Origin of the sequence: Ectothiorhodospira haloalkaliphila ATCC 51935, from assembly GCF_000633935.1 — a bacterium.
GTDB classification, from domain to species: Bacteria; Pseudomonadota; Gammaproteobacteria; order Ectothiorhodospirales; family Ectothiorhodospiraceae; genus Ectothiorhodospira; species Ectothiorhodospira haloalkaliphila.
Map to the genome: position 1 here is coordinate 363,741 of NZ_KK214997.1, position 23,210 is coordinate 386,950.

The following is a 23,210-nucleotide window of genomic DNA, read 5'->3' on the forward strand; positions in this document are numbered from 1 at the left end:
AGTTTTATCAAAAACGGACGCCAAAGGATTCGTCAGGGGCAGTGTTAAGGGAGCGGATGACATGACCAAGCCCAGCACAGCAGATGACTGCCAGATCCTTCAGTCCTATCACGCCTACTACCCAGTCCCCACCGCCGCAGCCTTGTGGTGCGGCGTTCCCCCAAAAACCATCGAGACCCTCCTGCAAGAGGCCGAGCCGATTGAGGATGGCATCTTCCACCATCCCGAGATCGCCTGCCTTGATGAGCGCTGTCGTGTCATCCACGAAGCCATTGAGCAGGACCAGTTGCCCTGTGGCCGACTGGGCAATGGCCAACTCCTGCATTCCCAGGATCCAGTACCCAGAGCCATGCGTACCATCCAGCGACGGGATTTCAAGGACTGGATCGAGCGGGAGTTTCCCGCCGACAAGCCTTCCCTGCTGTTCGACGCGGTGGAACGCCAGCGGCGATCCGGCATCAGCGTTGAAACCTTCCTGGCCCTGAAGGCGGAACACGACCGCCTGGAAAAACAGCTGATCAAGCAAAAGCGCCGCTGCAAGAGGCTGCAGGGGCAGAAAAAAAGCCTCAAGGCCCATTGCCACCAGCTGGAGGAAGCGCAGCAGCATCGCCCGCTCGGCGAGCGCGCCGAGACCACCTACCTGAACATCATCGCCGCCCTGATGGAGCTCCTCCTGCCCTCCCCCGGCGATTCCTCGCCTGCGCCACGCTTCCGGCGCCAGGCCGATGTCATCGAGGCCCTGCTGGCCCGTCACGAGGGCAAGCCCGGGCTCTCCCAGCGGACCTTGCAGGCCAAGCTGGCCGCTGCCAACCAACGTTTTCGCGCCAGCTGATCCGTTCACCGCAATTGCGGTCGGGGCCGCCGCAGTTGCGGTGATTTTCCGATTCGGCCCATCGACACTCCCAGGCCATGTCCCAACACGCCCAAGGAGGCATTGTCATGGCCAACACCATTCTCAGACTGCCTGACGTCAAGGCACGCACCGGCCTGTCCCGCAGCACGATCTATCTGCGCGTGTCCCAGGGGGTCTTCCCCAAACCCATCTCCCTGGGCGGTCGCGCCGTGGGCTGGGTGGAAGAGGACGTGGATCAGTGGCTGCAGCAACGGATCGATGCCAGCCGGCATCCGGTGGCGAGGTGACCCATGGCGATCAAGGTCACCATCACCAGCACCAAGGGCGGGGTGGGCAAGACCACCCTGTGTGCCAACCTGGCGGGCATCCTGGCCGATCTGGGGCAACGTGTCCTGGCCGTGGACGCCGACATCCAGCCCACCCTGTCCAGTTACTACGCCATCACCGACCGGGCCCCCGCCGGGCTCATGCAACTGGTCAGTACCGCCTCGCTGGAGGGCATCATCAGCCGCTGCAGTGTCGCTGGACTGGACCTGGTGCTCTCCGATGATCCCGGCGGCCACCTGCAGAACTGGGTGCTGCATCAGCCGGATGGGCGGGTACGCATGCGTCACCTGCTCATGCAGCTCGAGTCCGGGTATGACGTGATTCTGATCGATACCCAGGGGGCCGTCGGGCCCTTGCAGGATGCCGCCATCCTGGCCGCCGATCTACTGATCTCGCCCATCCCCCCGGAAATCCTTTCCGCCCGGGAATTCACCCGAGGCACCGTCGCCATGCTCGAGCGGCTCCGCCCCATGGCCTGTATGGGGGCGCCCGTCGGCCCCCTGCGCGGCGTTCTCTACCGGATGGATCACACCCGGGATGCCCGCATCATCGCCCAGGAACTGCGCGAGGCCTCGTATGTGCCCTCGCGGGGCGCCATCACGATCCTCGAGACGGTGATACCGGCCACGGTGGCCTATCGTGAAGCCGCCACCCATCGCTGCCCGGTGCATCGCTGGGAGACCCGGCGCACCGGCCCCACGGCGCCGGCACTGCAGACCATGGCCGCCCTGGTCCATGAAGTGTTCCCGCACCTGCGGGGGCAAGCGCCACGCTGGAGTCTGTCGACCGACAAGGCAGGTGTGCAATGAGTCGCCCGGAATCACCCGATGTCGGGGCCATGCTGCGCGAGGGCCACTTCGCCCGGCCCGACGAACCACCGGCCTCAGCGGATCCGGTGACGGTCACGCAGATGATTCTCGAGATCAGCCGTATCCAGCCCTATGATCGCAATCCACGGCGCGAGCGCAACCCGCGTTACGATGAGATCAAGCAGTCCATCCGGGCCCAGCGGGGCTTGAACAATGCCCTGGAGATCACCCGGCGGCCGGGGGATCCGCACTATATGGTGCGCGCCGGTGGCAACACCCGCCTGGAAATCCTCAAGGAGTTGCTGGCACAAACCGGTGACCCCTGCTTCGCTCAGGTGCATTGTCTGTTTCACCCCTGGACCCATGAAGCCGCCGTGCTCACCGCACACCTGGTGGAGAACGAGTTGCGTGGCGAACTGACACTGATCGACAAGGCACTGGGTCTTGAGGATCTGCGCGCCCAACTGGAGGCCCAGATTCAGCAGCCCTTGTCCCGCAGTGAACTCGCCCGCCAATTGGCGGACCTGGGATACACCCTCTCCCGACGTCACCTGCGCCGGTTCGAGTATGCCGCCCGGATCCTGTATCCCCTCATCCCCGAGGCCCTGCGAAACGGTATGGGGCAACCCCAGATTGATGGGCTGCGCACCCTGGAGCAGGCCTTTCAGACACTCTGGACACAGGCCGGTGAAGCACCGGATTTGTTCGACGGCATCTGGAGTGACGTGCTGACGGACCTGGACGGTCCGGATTTCGATGTGGAACTGGTACGCGAGGGCATGGAAAACCGCCTGGCCACCCTGCTGGAACGCCCCCTGACCCACATCCGCCTGGAGGTGGACGCCCTGATCGCAGGTCGACGGCTGATGGGCGAGCCTCAGGAACCCGTGTCCGACACACAAGATCAGCCCATCGCGCCGCCTGAGGCGGCCTGCCCTGATCTTGCCCAGTCAGCGCCTGCATCCGAGGAGGCGCCCTCTCCGGGTGATATGCCTGACCCATCCATGGCCCCACACAGCCTGAAGGCGGCTCCTGGCGAGCACCAAGAGTCGACCTCCCACAACGATGGCGATGGCGATGGCGATGGCGATGGCGATGGCGATGGCGATGGCGATGGCGATGGCGATGGCGATGGCCAGGAGGATAGCGAGACCGCGTATAGCGCAAACCCCCGCCCAAACCCATCACTGCCCACGGACCTGAAGTCCCTGCGCAGCCGCAACTACGTGCTGAGCCTGCAACTGGCTCAGCACCATGGACTAGGGGACTGCATCCGCCCTTATCGCCTGGGGCTGGGGTTTCTCGTGGATTTCCCCGCCGAGGCAGTGGATCCCAGCGTACCGGATGACACTCTCTCGCACTGGATCTGGTGGTTCCTGTTCGTGCTGTCGGAGTTCCATGCCGATCAGGATCGCGCCGCGCACCTGATCGAACATGAACTGATCGATTATCTGCCAGCGGATCCGGATGCACAGGCTCGGGTGCGGACACCGGACTGGACCCGGCTGGGCAATGAACTGCTGTCCTCCCCAAGACTGGCGGAGCGGGACATACAGATCCTGCATCAACTCCTCCACAGTTGCCGCCAGACACGCCAGCAGGCCCGGGATCCGGCGGGCAACAGCCTGTGGCCACCTGACGGGGAGCACGAATCATGAACGCCGCCAGTGAAGTGTCCTTCCACATCCTGCGCTTTGCCCTGCAGCGGGTGCAGGATGGCGACCTGGGGGCCGCCCTGGAGCTGGGCTTCACCCTGGAGGAGATCCGGGGCATGGAGCAGCTCACTCTCAAGGATCTCTCCCACCTGAGTCGGCTGAGCGGACATTTTCTGCGCATGCAGGTGGACCACGACACCTATCGGACGATGCTCAACCGGGTGCGCGAAGAGGCTCACAGCGAGGCCCTGCAGGATGCCCTGCTGCAGGCCGGCGCGCCGCGTTCGCTGATGGCCGACCTGTTTGGCTGGGGCGCCCTGCAATATGCCCAGCGACGCAAGCTGCTGGGGGTGCAGAGTCCTTGCGGCCGCCCCGGCAAACCCACTGAAGCCCAGGAGCAGAACATCTGGGATCTGTGGCAAGCCCATCAGCACCACCCCCTTGCACAGCGTTACCTGGAGACGGCACAGGCGGCCCAGGTCTCGGTCGGGATGGTCGTTCATTTGCTGCAGGCCTGGGAACAGGCCGGTCTGATGCCGTCGGATCACTGAGGGCATGACACGCAGCGATACCGTGTCCTCAGCCCCTGAGATCCGAACTCATGTCCACTCCGTCATCAGGCAATCACTCACCCCCCGTCTCCTCCCACACCCGGGATCTGGCGGAATACATAGAGCGTACGGTCGCCCATCTGCGGCAACAACCGGATGCCTTCCAGCGAGACGCGGGCGGACTGCTGTTCCTGGGCACCTGGAACGACAGCATCCCGAGGCGACTGATCCGGGATCCGGTCCTCAAACCCGTGGAAGTGCGTCTCTGGGCGGTCATGCGCACCCTGGTGGGCGCCGATGGACCGGCGGTCATGCCGGACTACACCACACTGGCGCAATACACCAACGTGGCCTCACGCAGCACCATATCATCGGCCATGCTGGTCCTGCGCATTGCCCGATGGCTTTCCCTGTGCGCCCGGGTGCGTGATGCGGCCGGGCGCCATGTGGGCAACATCTACGCCCTGCATGACGAACCGATTCCCCTCGCCGACGCCATGCACCTGGACACCGGCCACATCGGTTTTCTCCACACCCTGACCCGCCACGCCCAGGCCCGGATTCGCCGCCTTGCGCAGGACACCCTCGCCGCCATCGAGACATCCGTCTTGCAAGGTGACGACATCACACAGCCCGAAGACCTGAAAACCACCGCCTGGCGACGCCTGAAGTTCCTCGAAGCGAGTGCACAGTTTAGCCTTGACACACTGAGAGGAATATGCATTCCACCCCATCCACACCCCCTCAGTGAGGCTGGCGAGGGGGATGCACCGGCCTCCAGCCGAGTCCAAAAATTGGACTCGGTGCCCGATAGCCGAGTCCAAAAACTGTACTCCGCTGGAAAAAATGAAGTTTTTCAAGAAAAACAACAAGATAACATCCGAGTCCAAAAACTGTACTCGGCTCCTTGTAGTAGTAGTAGTAGTAAAAAAAATAAAACTACTACTACAAAAACCCCCCCAAGGTTAAACGAAGAGGATACGGGACAATGCGAACCCGCCCGACTCACCTGGCCCGCGCAACTCAGCGCGGATGAGCGCCTGCTGGTGGCCCCAGCCTGTCGCAGACTGGCGCAGGCACAGGCCCAGGACGTCCTGGATGAGCTCCAGGGGCGCCTGCAAAGCCCACACGGCGATCCGATCAAGAACCCGGTCGGCTGGCTCATCGCCAGTTGCAAGCGGGCCCGAGAGGGGCAGTTCCAGCTCACCAGCGCGGGATTGCGGGTCCGACAGGCCCGGCAGAAGCGGGCGGAACGGGCCCCTCAGGGCCAACCGATGCAATCTCCCGATCCACTGCCCGCCGGTGATCCGGATCATCCGCTTGTTCAACGGATCCAGGCCATGAGAACCAGGAAGAAATCCAAGACTTCGTAGGGGGTGGGCGAGTCGCCCACCCCCCTGGCGGGGCCGATTCCCCCCCTGCCGGCACCAGATCGGGCCGGCAAATAACCCCACAATTTACCTGGGCGAGTCGCCCACCCCCCTGGCGCGACCGATTCACCCCCTGCCAGCACCGGCTCGGCGCCGGGAAATAACCCCACAATTTACCTGGGCGAGTCGCCCACCCCCTGGCGGGACCGATTCACCCCTGCCGACACCGGAACGGCACCGGGAAATAACCCTACAATTTACCTGGGCGAGTCGCCCACCCCCTTGGCGGGGAGGATTCACCCCCTGCCAGCACCGGCTCAGCGCCGGGAAATAACCCTACAAATTACCTGGGCGAGTCGCCCACCCCCCATCCGCAAAAAACCGTTCGTTTTGGATGAACCGTTTTCGGCTGCATTCCGGTTGCGGTTTGCGGATCCTCTGTGGTGGGTCAATCCGAGGAGTCGTCATGTCTCAGCTCGATCCGCGTTCGCGTGCCCCCTCGCCGGGGCAGCCGCCGCCCATTGCCTGGCCGTCGCTCGAGGACTTCGAGGCTGCTGCGCGACTGCGTGACCTGCTGATCGCCGAGACCGGGCGGCCCTACCTGGTCCGGCGGGACAGGCAGGGCTTCCAGCTGGTTCGCTCGCCCCCTGGGACGGCTGCGGCGCAAGCGACTGCCACCGCCGGGCCGAGCCCGCCTCAGGGCGTCCAGGCCGCCGCCCGGGTGCTACGGCCCGCCTGGCGCAATGGCTGGTACCACGGCCTGGTGATCCTGCTGAGCCTGGCGTTGGCCGTGGCTGCCGTGGAATCCGCCGATCCCTGGCTGGCAATGCTGCTGGGGGAGCGCGCCTTCGAGCATGCGGTGCAGGCACTGCCACTGGATCCCGGTCTCTGGGCGATGGGCTTCTGCCTGCTGATGGCGTCGCTGAGCGCCATCGCCTGGATGGTCCAGCGTTACAGCCATCGCTACTGCCTCAGGGACGGGGCCATCGAGGTGCAGACCGGTCTGATCGCCCGACGCACCCGGCGCGTGAACCTGACGCACATTCGCTCCATCGGCCTGGAGCAATCCCTGTGGGGGCGCCTGTTCAACGTCGGCCATCTGGAGTTTGCCTCGGCCGGCACCGGCGAGATCGACATCCGCTGGCATGGCCTGCGCCATCCGGCGAGCATCCGCCAGCAGGTCCAGAACCTGATCCAGGCCGCCCAGCGGCCGGCAGGCGGTGAGACATGATCCCCCTGGACAGCGCACCTGAGGCCTGCGCGTCGCCCCTGGGCCACCCGCTCCCGAGCGATCCGGCCGTGGCCTACCGCACGGCCACGGACAGCCCCGGTGGCCTACGCAGCGAGGTGGTTCTCCAGATCCAGACCCGCCAGGCGCAGCGCCTGGTCCTGGGCCGGGCCGCCGGTCCCGACAAGCCCGCCATCATCGGCCTGGTCCGGTTCGGGATGATCGTGCGCCGCATCTGGGACAGCGCCGCCCGGGATGATCCCTATGCCGATGCCGCCCTGCTGCGGATACTCGAGGCACTGGAACAGGGGCGCGAGGACGTCAACCAGCTGCAGCAGCGGGTTCAGGGTCAGCTGGATGGTGTGGACGGGATCGCCATCGGTCTGGCGCAGACCCTGACACCGGTGCGCATTCCGCTGAACTTCGCCAACCCCTATGGCTACATGGGAGCCTATCTGATCTGCGATTTCGACCGCCTGGCCCGCACCCTGCTCACCGCCCGCCACGTGGGCATGCTGGATCGGGACACCAGCGAGCGCATGCTCTACCAGGGTGGGCGCAAGGTGCGCCGGGCCTTTGCGGCAGCCCAGGCCTGGAAGCACTGCGCTGTCACCCGTGCGGATCTGCTGGCCGATAACGCCCGCGCCCGATCTGCCATCGAGGCCATGGGCACCCTGCCCCCGGATGTCATCCAGGGGGAGACGCGCCCGCGCATCGCCCCGGACATCCGCAAGCCGTCGCGGGCGGCTGACGCGCAGATCAATCCATTGGAGGCCTCGGCCCGTACTGGCGAAAAATCTCACACAGGCGAGGACGGCGCAGAGGGCACCAGGTGCCTGGACGAGGAGGATGACGATGACGACCCTGCCCGCCCCACTGGCTAGATATATCCCCCAAAGGGCCCTTTATTACCCTTTAAGGGTAAGGGGCAGCGTCCTGTCACCCTTCCCCTCACCCGTCCCCCTGCCCTTGACCTTGATCTTGCCTTGCGGTGATCCACGGTGAATCCCCTCTACCCGGACTTCAGAGACCATCCCGAGGGGCCCCTGGACCCGGATGTCTTCGGCCCCCTCACCTCCCTGGGCGAGGCCCGGCGTCGCTGTCAGCAGGTGGCCCAGCGACGGGAGGTGCTGGGCCAGCAGATGCGCCAGCTGTGTCGCCTCTGGCGCAGCCAGTTCCGCCAGCCGCCGGTGTGGCTCAGCATCCATGGCCAGGCCCCCGGGGCCAGTCTGCGCTGGCGGCGACGCGCGGCCCATCCGGTGGCACAGACCTATCTGGAGCTCACGGGTGAAGCCGGCCAGGCACTGCTGCGATCCCTGTCCCCGGCGGTGGTGCAGGTGATGCTGGACTTTGATCGGCGCGCCGCGCATCTGAGCCTGCACTTCAACCTGGCCAGCTATGAACTGCGCCGGCTCAGGGCCTACCGTCAGCACCTGGAGGCCCTGAGCGCGTGGGCGGAAAAACCCTCATGCGGCGGATGAACGGTTTTTCATGGCGCCGACCACCCGGCGGTGATGTGATGGCCCCACATGCGACGACATCCGGAGGCCATGATGAGCGCACGACTGATCGCGAGCGGCAATCTGGGCGGTGCGCCCAGCCTGCGGCAGGTGGACGTGGATGGCGAGACCCGGGCGGTGGCCGACATGCGGATCTTTTTCGATCGGCCAGTGCCGCTGGAGGATGGGGGCTTTGCCGACGAAGGGGGCTTCTGGCTCAGCGTCAGCACCTGGGGACGCCTGGCGGAGCACTGTGCGCATGTGCTGCACAAGGGCATGCGGGTGCGGGTGGAGGGGCGACTGCGCGAACATGCCTGGGATAGTGAGGACGGGCCGCGGGTGGAACTGCGTCTGACCGCCGACAAGCTCACCCTGGAACTGGCCCGCCTGGACACCGTGACCCTCAAGCCCCGAACTGCCCCACCGGCGAGCGGCCAGGCATCCGATGACGCGCCGCCGGATGCCGACGCATGAGCGGCGTACTTCATGGGATGCCCGGCACCGACCGGGATCGCCACCCTGAACGGGTTCAACCCTGGCGGCGAGGGTATCGCCGCGCCCAGCAAGCATCTTCGGATCCGGTGGAGATGCAAGGCCCGCGGGCCTGGATCCACAAGGCCATGCCCCGTCCAGCTTCACGGGCGAGCATGCCATCCCACTGCCTCAAGACCGAACCGGATCTTGAGTTCACCCCGACGGGAAGACACCTTCCCGATCGGGACATGGTGTTTTCCTGCCTCATCGACAGGAGCGAGACCATGTCCGATACACAGTACTTCGATCTTCACATCAGCGGCCTGGGCTACCTGAACCGGGCCCGCGAGGTGTCCGTCCGGCGCGGCGAGCCCTTTCTGGCCGTGGAGGTCAATGCCCTGCACGGGGCGGCCGACGATCCGCAGTACACCCGCTTCGATTGCCGGGTCAACGGCCAGGAGGCCCAGGCACTGATCCGTCAGTACCTGGATCAGATCAACGATCGTGGGCGCCTGGCGGCCGATGGCACCACCCTGCGTCACAAGGTGCTGGCCGGCTTTCGTCTGGGGGATCTCTACCCGGAGGTGTTCACCCACCAGAAGGGCTCCAGACAAGGCCAGATCGGCGTGTCACTCAAGGCCCGGCTGCTCAAGCTCCACTGGCTGAAGGTGGATGGCCGGATGGTCTACCAGGCGCAGCGGGAGCCGACGTCCTCGGCATCAGCTGCGGAGGTGGAGGCCACCGCTCGCACGCCCCGGTCTGAGGCACTTGCAGGTGATGCCGTGGCCGACCCGGCGGCGGCACAGCATCCGGTGACGGATGCGTCCGATGATGACCTGGATGCCCTGCTGCCCCAGGAGGTGTGCCTGAGCCGGGATGATCCGGCGTTTACCGCCAAGAAGGATCGCCTGAAATCCCAGGGATATCGCTTCGATGGCCAGAGCCGGACCTGGCGTTTGCCGGGAGGTGTGTCATGAATCCTGATGCACTGGCCGACCCGATGGAGCAGGACGACACCCAGTGGCAGAGGACGCAGGCCGCTCGTGAAGCCGCGGGTCTGCCGGCCCTGATGCGACTCTTCGAGGTGGCCCAGACCCATGGGGGGCAGGCCGCCACGGTGCGTCGCTTCCTGCTGGGTTTGTACAACGGTGATGCGTGGCCGATGAACCTCAACGACCTGCGCGGTCTGGATCCTTCGATCCAGGCGGATGTGCTGGCCGTCCTGGCCATGGACATGAGCCCACGCCGGGAAATCCACCACTACGTGGCAGGCGCCGAGGCCCTGCTGCGGGCATGGTGGCAACGGCACGCGAAGCCTTAAACCCCTGGCTGCCCCTCCTTGAGGGGCGGCCTTTCCCCAGGACCTGGTTGGCGGCCGGGCCCTGCGGAAAGGTCGGAGTTGTCCGTGGCCACTGCGGTATCAGTGGCACCTGTGAAGCCCTTGCGGATTCGGCAGAAGGGCGAGGCTTTCAGGCCTGAATCCAGTGTCATTCCAACCACCCTGCCGGGGCGTCATTCCCCGGTCGGGGCATGGCGTGTCCCGGCTTTTTGAGGAGAGATGTCATGTCCATGATGATGCTGAACGATGACCATCTGCGCCGCGCGGCGCCGGCTGTGTTCGCACAGGCCCCGCATGATGCGGTCTCGGAGCGGTATGGCTTTGTGCCCACCATCCAGGTGGTCAATGCCCTGCGGGACGAAGGCTGGTACCCGGTGCGGGCCCAGCAGACGAACTGCCGGGATCTGGAGCGGGTGGGCGTGGCCAGGCACATGATCCGCTTTCGCCAGGATCCTGACCGCCAGATGGCGGTGGGGGATTCGGTCGCGGAGTTGGTGCTGACCAACAGCCATGATCGCAGTTCGGCCTATCAGCTTGACCTGGGCCTGTTCCGGCTCATCTGCCTCAACGGCATGGTGACGCCGGTGGGCGAGACCGGCGGCATCCGGGTCCGTCACGGCAAGAACGTGGTGGACGAGATCCTGGAGGGCTCGGTGGCCCTGGTGGGTCACGTGCCCAACATCCAGACGGCGATGGAGACCTTTCGGTCCCTGAGCGTGGATCGGGGTGAAGCCGAGTTGTTCGCCGCATCGGCCCTGGAACTGCGCTATGGGGATGACTGGCAGCGCCAGGCCCCCATCAAGCCGGAGAACCTCCTGGAGGCGCGCCGGCGTGAGGATGCGCAGGATCAGACCCTGTGGGGTGCGTTCAACAAGGCCCAGGAGAATCTGCTCAAGGGCGGTATCCGCGGCCGGAGTCGATCCGGTCGCAGAACCCGCACTCGGCCCATCCATTCGGTGACCGAGGACGTGCGCCTGAACCGGGCCCTGTGGCGGCTGACCGAGCGGTTTGCTAAACTCAAGGGGGCGGATCTGGCCGCCTGATATTGTCCATCACCGGGCGGCCTTGGCCGCCCTTCCACCCTGCCGGGGCGTCATTCCCCGGTGGGGGTATGGCGTGTCCCGGTTTTTTTGAGGAGAGACGTCATGATCAAACTGTCGGGCAAGGTGGTCATCAAGACCATCGATGGGCGTCATGGTCCGTTCAACGTGGGGCGGTTACTCACCGAGATTGGTGAGTTCTCGGCCAAGCGCGGGATCGAGGAGTTCGACCCTGGCACCTATGCGGGGGAGTTCGCCATCTCGCGAATCTACCCCGCCAACTACATTGCCGGGGGGCGCTCCATCGTCGAAGTCCGGGCGGATATTGATGCCATCGCCCTGATCGACGTGGATACCCGGCCGGTGCCGAGCGAACCGGAGCCGCCCATCGAGGCGGCTGATGCCGAACCGGAAGCAGTAGGGGCGCCCGCCGATGAGGACGACGCGGCCCTGTTCTCACCGGCTGGCCTGTGGCCACTGCCGCAAGCGCCGTTCAAGCTCGATCCCACCGTGGATCGTTCGCTTTTGCGGCGCCAGGCGACACGGCTCAAGGAACTGGGTTTTCAGTTCAACCCGGTGGGTCGGTCCTGGACCCAGCCTGAGAAGGCGGTCGCATGAATCAGGATGCGGTCTATCAAGGCGGACGCTCCATGACGAAACAGGAAGCGGAGTACGTCCTCACCGGTGGCCGCAGCGACTACCTGCCATGGGCGGTGGTGGAACAGGCCAAGCAGACGCTGGGCGTGGACGGCCCGATGGATGAGCAGGAGAGCGTCGAGGCCATACTGGCCCGGACTCGGGCCCAGGTCCGCGCCCTGGAGACACAGGGCATGGGCTGATCCATGCACGCCACCCCCTCGGGGGTGGCCTTTCCCCAGGACCTGACCGGTGGCCGGGCCTTGTGGAAAGGCCGGTGTTGTCCGTGGCCACTGCGGTATCAGTGGCGCCTGTGAAGCCCTTTCGGATCCGGAAGAAGGGCAAGGCCGTTGGGCCTGGATCCCGTTCACTTTCAACCACCCTGCCGGGGCGTCATCCCCCGGTCGGGGCATGGCGTGTCCCGGTTTTCTTGAGGAGAGATGCCATGTCCGAAGCCATTTCCATCATCGAACTGTCGGATGACCAGGTGGTGGACTATGCCACCGGGATCCTGGAGTCCCGTCTCAAGGACCGGGTCTGCGAGGAGGCCCACGAGCCCTTCACCAGTCCGGCGCTGGTCCGCCAGTTCCTGCACCTGAAGCTGGGTGCCCTGGAGCATGAGATGTTCGCGGTGCTTTTTCTGGACAACAAGCATCGCCTGATCAGCTATCAGGAGATGTTCCGGGGCACCATTGATGCGGCCAGTGTTCATCCGCGCGAGGTCGTCAAGGAGGCCCTGCGCCACAATGCCGCCGCGGTCATCGTGGCCCACAACCACCCCTCGGGTGTGACCGAACCCTCGCGGTCCGACCTCATGATCACCGAGCGGCTGAAGGAGGCCCTGTCACTGGTGGAGGTGCGGGCGCTGGACCACATCGTCGTCGGTCATCAGGCCGCTGATGCCGTCAGCTTTGCCGAGCGGGGGCTGCTGTAGCCGTGGCGCCATGCTGGGCCCCTATCCCAACTCGCCACCCCCTCGGGGGTGGCCTGCCTGTTCCACTGGTTGATGTGTGGCGCCGCCTGAAAGCGCTGTGCGAGGCATCCTCTCCTGCGGGTCACTTGACCGGTCGACGCCCCCATGGGCCAGTCAACTGATGGACTGCTGGATCCCGATGCCAAGGGGCTTGAGGCCTTCCCGAAGTCGGCACGACCCTGTCGATTCCGGGAAGGCCTTGACGCCTTCTCTGACGGCATCGGTTGCCCGCCGCCGACCGCCTGGCGGGCCCCTTTGTGCGGTGTAACCGCGCCCTGCAGTGTTGCGATCCTATGCCCTCAACCGGGATCGGTACGAGACGTGAATCGGCATGACGGCGAGGCTGACTCAGGTCTGTGCAGAGGGATGCCGGAAGGCCGGCTTGTCACCCCGTGAAGTGCCTGCGATGACTCCCAGGCAGGCCGCACCTGTATTCCACCCGTTGTTTGGACATCCAGGGCGCCCCGAAACTTCGGGGCTTCTCCCGACCGGCGACAAGGCAATGGCAGCACTCGGCCCTTACCAGTCACCCGACATCGAAAAGCGAAAGGCCGTAACGCTGTTCAAAGCCGCCACCTCTCCGCTCTCGATTCGGAGCGCTTGACAGCTGTTGGCGCCAATCTCGACTGTTCCCCGGACTGCAGCAAGACCCGTGGTAAGGCTGAGAGTCGGTGAGCAAACCGGGAGGTCACAAATGGGACAGCGCCCCCTGACTCCAACCCCATCGGGCGCGTTGGCGGCATAGGCCCGGGCAGGGCGCTGCGCCCATTCATTGCAGGCCGAATCCCGTTACCAGGCAAAGCGCTTCCCATGCCCCATTTCGGGCCCCGCCCGTCGCGACGCAATGCCTGAGCGCCTCCACTCGCTCTTCGATCCACAAAAAATACAAAGAGACAATCACTGTCCGCCGCGCACCAACCGGACCCTGCGGGTGTCGTTGCCCCTGGGGTTCCAGAAGTCGTTGCCACGGGCGAAGTGGACGCTCCACGCGCGATCCGAATAGCCGGCAACGGGCGAGGCCGACCAGAAAATGGACGAAGGCGTGTCTGGAAACACGTGCTGATTGACGGCGGGCCCTCGTCTGCAAAACTCGACGATACTACGGAGTTCGTTGATGTTGGGCAGCCGCCATCCCTGCAAATCATGGGCGTGCTGCAAGGCAGTTTGCCAATTCATCCATGAAGCATTGCCATCACAGCCACTGCCATTCCAGTTCATGCCCTCGGGGCAGCGACGCCATTCCAGGCCCGTACGCTCGTGGCGCACCACGGCCCCGCCTTCCAGAGGGGTGAACTCGGCGGAGGGGGTCGTCTCCACCAGGTCACCCGCGCAGTCATCACGGGCTGAAGGAATATCAGCAGTGGCTACCGAGAACAGAACAGGCGAGCTGGTCAGCAAAGCCAGGGCTAGAAAGGGGCGTAGAGTATGCATGGATTCAAAGTCCTTGGGTTTTGCCCCACGGGGGCAATGGGGGTTGGCAGGGCCACCAGGCCAGGCGCAGCACCCGCCGCTTGAGCCCGCCGGGTAGATGTCCCTCTTCAGCTACGAACAGGTGAGGCACGCCTTGCCGCCGCAGGTGACGACGCAGCCCCTTCAGGTGCTTCAATGGACGTGACAAGGTGGAGGCAAAGGCCCGGCGGGGCACGGTATCCAGCGGTGTGTGCAGTCGCTGGGCGATGTCCTCTGCCTGGTGGTTATAGACCTCGAACCGATGGCCAGTCTGGACCAGCACCAAGGCCCCTGGCCATTGCCGGATAAACCAGCGCCACTGCCCGCGCAAGCCCGAGACTGCCGGGGGCTGCCAGCGAGGCTTCAAGCGCAGGTCATCGTGCACAGTGAACAGCAGGTTCAGCCAAGGGTGGCGCTGAAATACCCGCTGGAACAGGCGCCAAGCAGCGGCGTGCCGGCCGTGCCCCAGATAGCTGGCCAAGGTGGCTCGAAGAGCCTCCCGGGGCGCCTTCGGCAAATCCAGGGTCACGCCGCTACCAGTGACCTGAACCAGCCCCCGGCCGGCCGGGTAAAGCCGCTCATCCAGATGCTGGATGACGCGGTTGCGCACCAGGCGATAGCCCGGGCGCACGATATAACCCAGAAAATCCACCCCTCGATATACCGAATCGATCCGCCCGGCATCGCGCAACTGCAGCCCCAGCGACGCGTCGAGAAAGGCGCTGATATCGGTGCGCCATTGCGCCAACTGGCGATCGTGCTGATGAACCAGAACAAGATCATCCACATAGCGCACGTAACCCCGGCAGCGCAGCTGATGCTTGACGAACTGGTCCAGTTCATTCAGGTAAATGTTGGCGAAAAGCTGACTCGGCAGATTGCCGATAGCCAGTCCGAATCCATCCGGCACGAGGGAGAGCCGCTTGTGGCGGGGAACCCGCTCCTTGCGCGACGGAACCCCTTTGTAGATGGCCGCCTCGGCCGGCTCCTGAGCCAGAATACGCCCCGTAAGCCAGAGCAGGGCTTCCGCTTCCCGCCACGCCATTCGGTTATTCTCTGCTTGGCGCCGCAGCCGATGACGTATCATGCGGTAAAGATGGCGCCGGTTCACGGTGTTGAAGAAATTGGCGATATCCAATTGCAGGTAGCAGGCCGGACGTTTGCCATTGGCACTGGCTCGGCGCAGGTGGCCCTGCAGACGCTCCACGGCGTGCAGCACACCATGACCCACACGGTTTGAATGACTGTCGTGAATGAACACTGGCTCAAACGCCGTTTCCAGACGAGGTACTAACCAGTGGTGCACCACCCGATCGGCAAAGGGGGCGCAATGCACCTCCCGCGCCTTGGGGCGCAGGGTGACAAACCAGGTCGAGGGGTGGGGGCGCCATTGCCGGGTGGCCAATGCTTGCCGGGTATCGACCAGATGGTTCAATAGATGCTGATCATACCGTTGAGCATCACGGGTGCCACGCTTGCGCCGACGGCAGGCCTCATAGGCCTGCCATAGCTCGCGCAGACTGAAGATACCCGCAGCTTCACTCTCCGCCGCGCACCAACCGGACCCTGTTGTTGTTGCTCTTGTTGTTCCAGTTGTCGTTGCCATTGTTGAAGTTGACGTTCCACGCGTTATCCGAATTTCCGGCATAGGGCGAGGCCGATCAGTTGTGGACGGATTGGCCGATGCGCTTGTTGGCGGAACCTCGAAGGTCCCGTCCCACCGGGTGCCCATCCCGAAGGTAGGACGCCCTGTATCGCTTTCCCGCCTTTCGATGGTGAAAGACGGGGACACCGGCGCACAGTGAACTCGGCACGCACACCCTCCTCAACGGGAAGGTGCTTCCGGCCGGGCCGCCAGACGCCGACGCCACCCACCACTTTGCTTGCCCAGACCCACCGCCAGTTCCACCAGTTGCTGAAACTGACCGAAGCCAGCGAAGGCCCGAACCTCCTTGCCTAATTGCAACAGCAGCTTGAACTCATCCACCGCCATCACCAGATGCTCCACATGGCGCAACCGGCCGGACTGGTCACGCCAAGCACGATTCACCAGCCGGCACACCTGCATGGCCTGGCGGCGCAGCTCAGTTCCCAGGGTGTACTTGTGATAACGGGGGAAGCGGCGTACCGCCTCCTCCGTCAACACCAGCAGGCGTTGGGCATCGCGCCAGATGGGTGCCTTGTTCGCATGCATGTCCGTTATCAAGAAGCAAGCACAAAATCACTGTCCGCCGCGCACCAACCGGACCCTGTTGAGGGTGCTCTTGTAGCCCCAGGTGCCGTTGCCATAGTGGAAGCGGACGCGCCACGCGCGATCCGAATCGACGGCATAGGGCGAGGCCGACCAGAAATCGGACGAGCGCGTATTCGGGAAATACGCTTCGTCGATGGCTGGATCGGTCCGCCCCTGGTGAGCAATGGAGCGCAGTTCATCCCGCGTCGGCAACCGCCAATCCGTGGCACCGCAGAGTCCCTGGGCGTTGACCGCCTGAGCGAAACTATGTGTGTCACAGGCACTGCCCACGCAACTACCCCCGTCCTCCACGCCCGGATTGCCCTTATTCGGGCCATCAGGCTGATACCACGTGTAGGTGTTGATGCGGTCGCGTAAGCCGCCATCGCTCGTCTTCACCTCCCAAATCAGCCCGGTGACATTATCACGAGTGCAGGCCCAGTCGTTCGGGCCATTGCCGAGCTCGGCTGAGGCCGGGAGTTCCGCGCCATCGTTGGAGATCTTGGTGTAATCGAACCCCGCATCCCCGGCACCCACTTTCTCAAGCGTACCCGCACGGGCCGCCGCGTCTCTGCCGAACTCCCCGTCTTGTCCCGGATAACCCGCCACCGGGCAGTCGAGGAAGTTGGTGTCGCCGTCGGCACACCAGTCGATGCCGGTATCGTTGAGGGCTTGCGTCGCAGGCAACTCCACACCATCTCCCGTTGGCGTGGCCGTGATTTCATTCGACATGATACGTCTGTCGCCGAATTGCCCCTCAAGCCGGAAATAGTAGTCCTGTGAATTCGTTAACCCCAAGACAACGTGCGGCGGCATACCGACGTCTTGTTCGACGTGACGACCGCCTTCGACATGACAGTTATCGAAATGACTTACAGACATTTCGGATCGACACAAGTTGTACTGATCTGCGGGAAGTGCTGGCCAATCCAGCGTGACACTGCCATCACCCGCCTGAGCCTGCAGAGCGAGGTCCTGACTCTGCTCTACGGCCACCGAGAACGCCCCTCCACCCTGCAAACCGGTCGTGGTTTCCCAAAGGAGTTCACCAGAGAATTCCCCCGCAGGATAGCGGTGCCAGATCCGGAAGGTGGAGTCGCCAAGGCTGTTGCAGATCCCGGCATTTACGCACTGGTGCAGGGTCATCTCATCCAGGCTTTGATTGTCTCCCCAAGTCACCGAGACCGTGACCGTCTCGACGCCAACACCATCGCCTATCGTAAATTCCAGCCCACACAACCCGTAGTCAGTGCAGACCTCGCCGTGAATCGTCGCAAACTCCAGAGGCGACGCTGGATCGTCCGGAGGCGACGGTTCATCAGTCATGCACCGTTGCAGCGAAACCTCGATTTCCTCGTACTGCTGCACGAAGGCATTGAGTTCGCTGTGCCCAAAGAAGCGGACCGTGTAGTCTGTCTCCGCATTCGCGGCATCGTCGTCAATGCATATCCACACCTTGGCCGGATCGCCTTCGGGATCGGACAACAGCCGCAAATCGTCTGGGCTTGGAAATGTGTCCCATCGTTCGCTCCCTCTCTCAAACGGGAAGAGAGGGGCGCGGTCGGTCACGGTCGCCGCGATGCCCACCGCGCCGGGGTAGTCATCTCGCGTAGCTGCCTTTTGCTCCAAGTCGATGTCCGCCAGCCCAAGGATCAGCGTTTCCTCGAGAATTTGAACAACGCGAAAGTCGTCAGAATCCCGGGACGGATATCCTGCAAGGGTCTGATCAAAGGGACTAAAGTCGGCCCGTAGTTTAAGGTCGAGCCCGCCGCTAAGATCCATTTTAGTGAACCGATACTCTGCGTCAAAGCCGCTAGAAGTAAAGTTTCTCTCATCGAACGCCTGATCGTATTGAAACTGCCCTTCCAACCCCAAGGCCGCGAGCATGTAAGGCTCAACCTTCATTTGGCCAGTCACCACTTCGTAAAAAGTGATCTGAAGGTCTGGAACCACTCGCACGTCCAAGTCCGCCTGAGCTTCGGCTTCCCCGTGGAGCGTATAGTGATAGACCGGAGTTGCCTCTCGCACTAGTTCCCAACGATCGTCTCGCCCTCTTTTATACGTCAAGCCCGCTTCAAGATCGTATCCCACCGTGATGTTCTGGTTGATATCCAGTTCCGCATTAGCCGTCGCTTTCAGCTTCGCTGTAAGAGTAAACTCTCCAGCCATGACCACCGGAACAGGTCCGGCCGCGAAGACCTTCACGAAGCGTTTCGTCAACAGGCGCTGCTCGGTTTCAACGTTGTCTGCTCTTGCAGCTTGGATTCGAGCATTGAGGTCGAAGGTCACCGGCCCCGCCGCGATCACCTCGGCAGACTCGAGGGAGGCCCCAGTGATCTTCTTGTCCACCCGCAGCGTGGGATCGAAGTTCAGTCGCATATCCCCATTGAAGGTAATGCCGTCGCCCCTCACTTCGTCGATTCTGACGTCCTCATCTTCAGGGAGACTCCAGCCAACATAGATCGGGACCTCGACTGTTACGCGATCATTGCAGCGCCAAAAGATGCAATCCTGCTGTCTTGCAGTCGCACGAAACTCCAAAGTGTAAGGCCGACCCTGGCCGTCGAAATGTTCCGGTCGGGGCGTCCAGTTCAAGCGCATGATCCGCTCCCGGGCGCCGATTCCACCAGAAACCAGCCTTACACTCACGTTCGCGTCAGGAGTTCCTCGGGGTTCCCTGATTCTGCGCAATTCCAGCTCGCTAACTTCATACTCCATGTCGGCGTCATTGACGAGATCCGCAATAACATCGAATTCGACTGTAGAGCCGGGCTCGACGAGAATACGCTCTGGCGCCCTGAGACGGATCCTATCATTAACCCATTGCTCAAGATCACCGGCGTCAGTCGATCGTGGAGTCAACAGGCCGCCCCCATCACCTAGTATCTCCGGCTCCGTCGAGATTGGCGAGGATTCCGTTTCCTGAACCAGCCTTAGCTCCGTCTCCGGCCAGTGAAACTCGCGCCGTTCACCAACGTCCTCAGAGAGTGATTGCAGACGCAGGATCTGCGTGTTCGTGATCGATGGCAGGCTTGCCAGGCGCGTTTCCGAGCTTAGGTGTAAATCGTCGAACAAATCATTCAACGAAGCTGATACGGTTTCGACGCGCCCTGTCCTATCGTCCACCGCGACCACCCGCCGAAAAAAGCCGCCGTTGGTATCGCTAATAAGGATGGAGTCAACGGCTATACCTGATGAATCGAACAGGAGAACATGGTCCTCTTCGACCGCCTTCACGGTGGATGCAGAGATCACTTCGAAGTCCTGCTCGGGATTCAGTGTTGTCGGGATCGACCCGGTGGCAAAACTGAGTTCATTGCTCCAGATCATCCCATCATCGGGGTGAGGCACAGAGATTTTTGCATAGTAACGACGATTGGGTGCTAAGTCCTGTAGTCGAGCAAACAACTGATCCGCCACCTCTGCGGCAGCCGTCGTGGAATCGGGAACGAAGCCCGGCTCATCCGAAATGTGCACCGTGTAGCGCACCGACTCCGGACCCCTTTGATCGGAAGGAAGCCAACTCAGAGAGGCCGTATCGGTACCTACAGAGCTCGCTGAAACCAACTCCGGAGCTATGGTCAGGCCGACACCACTGTCTGGCATGGCGGCGAAATCCGCGCTGATGTTGCACCTCTCGGTGATCACTCCAGTCGTGTAGGTCCCGCCGTCCCAGGATCCATCGCAGCCGGTCACCGATGCAATTGCGAAACCACTATCAGGGATAACCTCAAAGGTAGCGGTCTCACCTTGCGCGACCGACCGACTGCTCGGACTGATCTGCCCACCCTCACCTGCGAAGGTACTGACTTCGAGGAGTACCGGTTGGAATGTGACCGACCACGTCAGCGCGTCAACACCGAAGCTATGCCTTCGATCGTGCCGAATGCTGAATGTGTCGGCGCTTTTAACACTTGTATCGGCAGGCACATCGCCAAAGCTGACTGTGTCATCCAAGACGGTAAGGCCTGGCGCGTCGACACTGACCGTGGCGACTACATCCATGGCACCAGATCCGGAATTGGTGACCTCGGCTTTATAGGTGTACTCGAATTCGAACCGACTGATACGCTGAGAAGAGACGAGTTCGTAGTTCTCAACCGAAAGCTCGGGCGTTGCCTGAGCAGGCGCACCTTGCGTCATCACGACGAGTGCCAGCGATATAATGAGGGTTTTTCGCAGGGGTACAATAAGGTGCACCATCGGCTAGATCTCCCAGTTCTTGATTCCGGCGTCGGGGTAGTTCCCTTGAGCTTCAGCTAGGATCAAGCCGCTTGCCCTGTTCGGCGCAGAGAAGCAGCAAAGGCAGCGATGGCGCCAACAAGCACCAATACAAGGCTTCCAGGCTCAGGAATGGCTGTGGTCCTAGGTTCGGTTGAACCCTCAAAAAGCACTTCGAAAGTGGTGGAGTCGTAGATCTCAAAGGGTTGCGGCCCAGGCGTACCGCTACCCAGCCAAGCGAACTGGACCTTAAAGCCAGTCACCGTCTCGTCCACCGCGATACCGCCGGCCCTGGCGAATGCGTCGTACGCTGGATCGACCAAAGGGGCGCTGGCGAGAATGACCTCATCCCATTCGGCTGCAGGCGGATCAGCGGTCACGATGTACAATGAGTTCTCGTCATATAGCGCGGCCTCGAAGAAGATCGTAAACCACTCCACCGTCGCCTCGTCTTCGAGTGACCGGTCGTTGGTGATAGTGTATTCGTAGCGGTACTCGCTACCACCAAGTGACTGGAGTTCGTACTGGATTGGTATCGCATGTGCGGCCTGTGAGGCGAAAACCAGCGCCAGCATTACGAAAGAGCGAGCCACGAGCATTACAAAATCCCCCGGTTAGAGCATAAATTAGCACGATCTGCGCGTCTCTTTCGGTCGCTCATGTGCATGCCCTGCGATCGTCAAAGGCCGCGTTATTTTACTTTACCTCTGTATAGGCAATTACCTTGCCATTTGGCTTATTACGATAGAAGTTAAACGAAAACAGAAAGTTAATCATGTGGTCCTTTGATCCAAATACGGAGGATGTAAAAAACTTTGACACTCCGTTATCTCGGAAATACCTTACACGAGCGACGTTACATAAATTAGAGTTATAAAAATTCACTTGCAACAATGGAGAACCACACCGTGGTGAAGCTGCACAGAAGGAAATGCGAGCGGGCGGATCATGTCTTCAATGCCGGCAATCCGCTTGGTGCAACTTGGCCGTACTGATGCGACATAGGGTGTCGGGCGGCAGCTTCACAGCGTACTGCAGCCCCTCGCCTTTTGCTGTCGAATGCCCGGTTTGGGTCGCACACCGCCATCCCTATGGGATCATGCTTGTGTTTCCTCCACCTCATACGAGGAAACCGACCATGAACGATTCCGAAAAGACGGTCCCCGACCACCCTGCCCCGTGGAACAAGGGAAAGCTCATTGGCCAGAAGCCGCCTCTCAAACTGAGAGAGATCTGGGCGCTACGCACTCGCCTTGAACTGGCGGGGAAAATCCGGGAACTCGCCCTGTTCAACCTGGCGATCGACAGCAAGCTCAGGGGCTGCGACCTGGTCCAATTGCGGGTGAACGATGTGGCCCGTGGTGGAGATATTCTGACCCGGGCCAGCGTGGTCCAGCAAAAAACCCGTGAACCCGTCCGCTTCGAACTCACCGAACCAACCCGAGTCGCGGTCGCGGCCTGGATCGCCAAAGCCGGCCTGACGAGTGGTAGCTACCTCTTTCCGAGCCGGCGGCAGGACTCGCCCCACCTCTCAACACGACAGTACGCGCGGATCGTCAAGGGATGGGTGGGACTGATCGGTGGTAATCCCCAGGAGTATGGCACCCACTCACTACGCCGCACCAAGGCCACGTTGATCTACCGGCGAACCAAGAACCTGCGCGCGGTGCAACTCCTCCTTGGTCATCGCAAGCTGGAAAGTACCGTCCGCTACCTTGGCATCGAGGTCGATGTGAGGTGGACCCCAAAATTCGGACCAGGGGTTAAGCTCTGATCATTCCGACAGGAGAATCTGATCATGAGCAGGAAACGCAAGCAATACAGTGCCGACTTCAAGGCCAAGGTGGCCCTTGAGGCCCTCAAAGGGGAGCAGACCACCTCGGAGCTGGCAGCCCGCTTCGAGATCCATCCGACCATGGTGAGTCAGTGGCGGCGTGAGTTGCTGGACAAGGCGACGGGGATCTTCGAGGGCAAGGGCGGCGGCAAAGCGGCCCAGAAGACCCAGGAGGAGATCGACACCCTGTACCGTGAGATCGGCAAGCTGACGGTGGAACGGGATTTTTTATCGCGCAGGCTCGGTCGTTGAGCCGGGCCCAGCGACAGGCCTTGGTGGAGCCACGGGCGGTTGATGTCAGCGTGCGGCGACAGTGTCAGTTGCTCGACATCAGTCGTTCCTCGGTCTACTACCGGCCCAAGCCAGCCCAGGATAGCGACTTGGAGTTGATGCGCCTGATTGACGAGGAATACCTGCGAAGGCCGTTCTATGGTTCACGGCGGATGAGGGCCTATCTCAACCGCTTGGGCCACCCGGTAAACCGCAAGCGAGTCCAGCGGCTGATGCGCCAGATGGGCCTGCACGCAGTGTATCCGAGGCCGCGCACCAGTCGACCGGGGGAGGGCCACCGGATCTATCCCTACCTGTTGCGGGATCTGGTGATCGATCGTCCCAATCAGGTCTGGGCGACCGATGTGACGTTCATCCCGATGGCCCGGGGGTTCATGTACCTGGTGGCCATCATGGACTGGCACAGTCGTCGTGTGCTCTCCTGGCGT

Annotated in this window: 22 protein-coding genes and 2 pseudogenes; 19 read left to right on the top strand and 5 right to left on the bottom strand. The window is 62.6% G+C overall.

Annotation, left to right across the window (positions count from 1 at the left end; all coding sequences use genetic code 11):
• Positions 1–61 precede the first annotated feature (61 nt).
• The 16 genes and pseudogenes from ECTHA_RS0107615 to radC all read left to right on the top strand — a co-directional run.
• A complete protein-coding gene (locus ECTHA_RS0107615) occupies positions 62–832 on the top strand; it encodes a hypothetical protein (RefSeq protein WP_025281523.1) in 771 nt (256 codons plus the stop codon).
• A gap of 107 nt (positions 833–939) precedes the next feature.
• On the top strand, positions 940–1,140 hold the full coding sequence (locus tag ECTHA_RS0107620; protein ID WP_025281522.1) for a helix-turn-helix transcriptional regulator: 201 nt from the start codon (positions 940–942) through the stop codon (positions 1,138–1,140).
• A gap of 3 nt (positions 1,141–1,143) precedes the next feature.
• On the top strand, positions 1,144–1,989 hold the full coding sequence (locus tag ECTHA_RS0107625; RefSeq protein ID WP_025281521.1) for a ParA family protein: 846 nt from the start codon (positions 1,144–1,146) through the stop codon (positions 1,987–1,989).
• Positions 1,986–3,647 (top strand): ParB family protein, encoded by a 1,662-nt coding sequence (locus ECTHA_RS18965; protein ID WP_025281520.1) that lies wholly within the window; start codon positions 1,986–1,988, stop codon positions 3,645–3,647. Before ECTHA_RS0107625 ends, ECTHA_RS18965 begins: the two co-directional genes overlap by 4 nt.
• A complete protein-coding gene (locus ECTHA_RS17535; protein ID WP_025281519.1) occupies positions 3,644–4,195 on the top strand; it encodes a DUF2857 domain-containing protein in 552 nt (183 codons plus the stop codon). Before ECTHA_RS18965 ends, ECTHA_RS17535 begins: the two co-directional genes overlap by 4 nt.
• Positions 4,196–4,245: 50 nt before the next feature.
• Positions 4,246–5,568, top strand: coding sequence for an STY4528 family pathogenicity island replication protein (locus ECTHA_RS19870; protein WP_128571893.1), 1,323 nt, complete (start codon positions 4,246–4,248; stop codon positions 5,566–5,568).
• 463 nt (positions 5,569–6,031) lie between these two features.
• Positions 6,032–6,796 (top strand): PH domain-containing protein, encoded by a 765-nt coding sequence (locus tag ECTHA_RS0107655; protein ID WP_025281515.1) that lies wholly within the window; start codon positions 6,032–6,034, stop codon positions 6,794–6,796.
• Positions 6,793–7,677, top strand: a complete 885-nt coding sequence (locus ECTHA_RS17540) for a PFL_4669 family integrating conjugative element protein (RefSeq protein ID WP_025281514.1) — start codon at positions 6,793–6,795, stop codon at positions 7,675–7,677. Before ECTHA_RS0107655 ends, ECTHA_RS17540 begins: the two co-directional genes overlap by 4 nt.
• 117 nt (positions 7,678–7,794) lie before the next feature.
• Positions 7,795–8,274: a hypothetical protein gene (locus ECTHA_RS0107665; protein ID WP_025281513.1), complete on the top strand. Its 480-nt coding sequence runs from the start codon at positions 7,795–7,797 to the stop codon at positions 8,272–8,274.
• A gap of 48 nt (positions 8,275–8,322) precedes the next feature.
• On the top strand, positions 8,323–8,766 hold the full coding sequence (locus tag ECTHA_RS17545; protein ID WP_238984834.1) for a single-stranded DNA-binding protein: 444 nt from the start codon (positions 8,323–8,325) through the stop codon (positions 8,764–8,766).
• A complete protein-coding gene (locus tag ECTHA_RS19430) occupies positions 8,763–9,743 on the top strand; it encodes a DUF3577 domain-containing protein (protein ID WP_238984833.1) in 981 nt (326 codons plus the stop codon). The genes ECTHA_RS17545 and ECTHA_RS19430 overlap by 4 nt, the downstream gene beginning before the upstream one ends.
• Complete coding sequence (locus tag ECTHA_RS0107680) at positions 9,740–10,087, top strand: DUF7673 family protein (protein ID WP_025281510.1); 348 nt, start codon at positions 9,740–9,742, stop codon at positions 10,085–10,087. The genes ECTHA_RS19430 and ECTHA_RS0107680 overlap by 4 nt, the downstream gene beginning before the upstream one ends.
• Before the next feature lie 242 nt (positions 10,088–10,329).
• Positions 10,330–11,148: a DUF932 domain-containing protein gene (locus ECTHA_RS0107685; protein WP_051582617.1), complete on the top strand. Its 819-nt coding sequence runs from the start codon at positions 10,330–10,332 to the stop codon at positions 11,146–11,148.
• Positions 11,149–11,250: 102 nt separating this feature from the next.
• Positions 11,251–11,763, top strand: coding sequence for a DUF3275 family protein (locus ECTHA_RS0107690; RefSeq protein WP_025281508.1), 513 nt, complete (start codon positions 11,251–11,253; stop codon positions 11,761–11,763).
• Entirely contained in the window at positions 11,760–11,984 is a 225-nt protein-coding gene (locus ECTHA_RS0107695) for a hypothetical protein (protein ID WP_025281507.1), read from the top strand. Before ECTHA_RS0107690 ends, ECTHA_RS0107695 begins: the two co-directional genes overlap by 4 nt.
• A gap of 350 nt (positions 11,985–12,334) precedes the next feature.
• A pseudogene (radC, locus tag ECTHA_RS17555) lies at positions 12,335–12,715 on the top strand (RadC family protein); the annotation flags it as partial.
• 936 nt (positions 12,716–13,651) lie between these two features.
• On the opposite strand, the gene ECTHA_RS0107705 reads toward radC, so the two are convergent.
• From ECTHA_RS0107705 to ECTHA_RS0107725, 5 genes are all read right to left on the bottom strand, one after another.
• Positions 13,652–14,185, bottom strand: a complete 534-nt coding sequence (locus tag ECTHA_RS0107705; RefSeq protein ID WP_026623631.1) for an Lcl C-terminal domain-containing protein — start codon at positions 14,183–14,185, stop codon at positions 13,652–13,654.
• 4 nt (positions 14,186–14,189) lie between these two features.
• Positions 14,190–15,809 (bottom strand): RNA-directed DNA polymerase, encoded by a 1,620-nt coding sequence (locus ECTHA_RS20025; RefSeq protein WP_169738281.1) that lies wholly within the window; start codon positions 15,807–15,809, stop codon positions 14,190–14,192.
• 219 nt (positions 15,810–16,028) lie between these two features.
• Positions 16,029–16,397, bottom strand: coding sequence for a four helix bundle protein (locus ECTHA_RS0107715; RefSeq protein WP_025281503.1), 369 nt, complete (start codon positions 16,395–16,397; stop codon positions 16,029–16,031).
• 27 nt (positions 16,398–16,424) lie between these two features.
• Positions 16,425–20,639 carry an Lcl domain-containing protein gene (locus tag ECTHA_RS18975; protein ID WP_025281502.1) on the bottom strand — a complete coding sequence of 1,405 codons (4,215 nt, stop codon included), beginning with the start codon at positions 20,637–20,639 and terminating at the stop codon, positions 16,425–16,427.
• 62 nt (positions 20,640–20,701) lie between these two features.
• A complete protein-coding gene (locus ECTHA_RS0107725) occupies positions 20,702–21,256 on the bottom strand; it encodes a PEP-CTERM sorting domain-containing protein (RefSeq protein WP_025281501.1) in 555 nt (184 codons plus the stop codon).
• 539 nt (positions 21,257–21,795) lie between these two features.
• On the opposite strand from ECTHA_RS0107725, the gene ECTHA_RS17570 reads away from it, so the two are divergent.
• From ECTHA_RS17570 to ECTHA_RS0107740, 3 genes and pseudogenes are all read left to right on the top strand, one after another.
• Positions 21,796–22,431, top strand: a complete 636-nt coding sequence (locus ECTHA_RS17570; protein ID WP_025281500.1) for a tyrosine-type recombinase/integrase — start codon at positions 21,796–21,798, stop codon at positions 22,429–22,431.
• A 24-nt stretch (positions 22,432–22,455) separates the two neighbouring features.
• The gene (locus tag ECTHA_RS0107735; RefSeq protein WP_025280892.1) at positions 22,456–22,743 is read left to right on the top strand and encodes a transposase; all 288 of its coding nucleotides are present in this window, start codon (positions 22,456–22,458) and stop codon (positions 22,741–22,743) included.
• A 44-nt stretch (positions 22,744–22,787) separates the two neighbouring features.
• A pseudogene (locus ECTHA_RS0107740) lies at positions 22,788–23,210 on the top strand (IS3 family transposase); the annotation flags it as partial.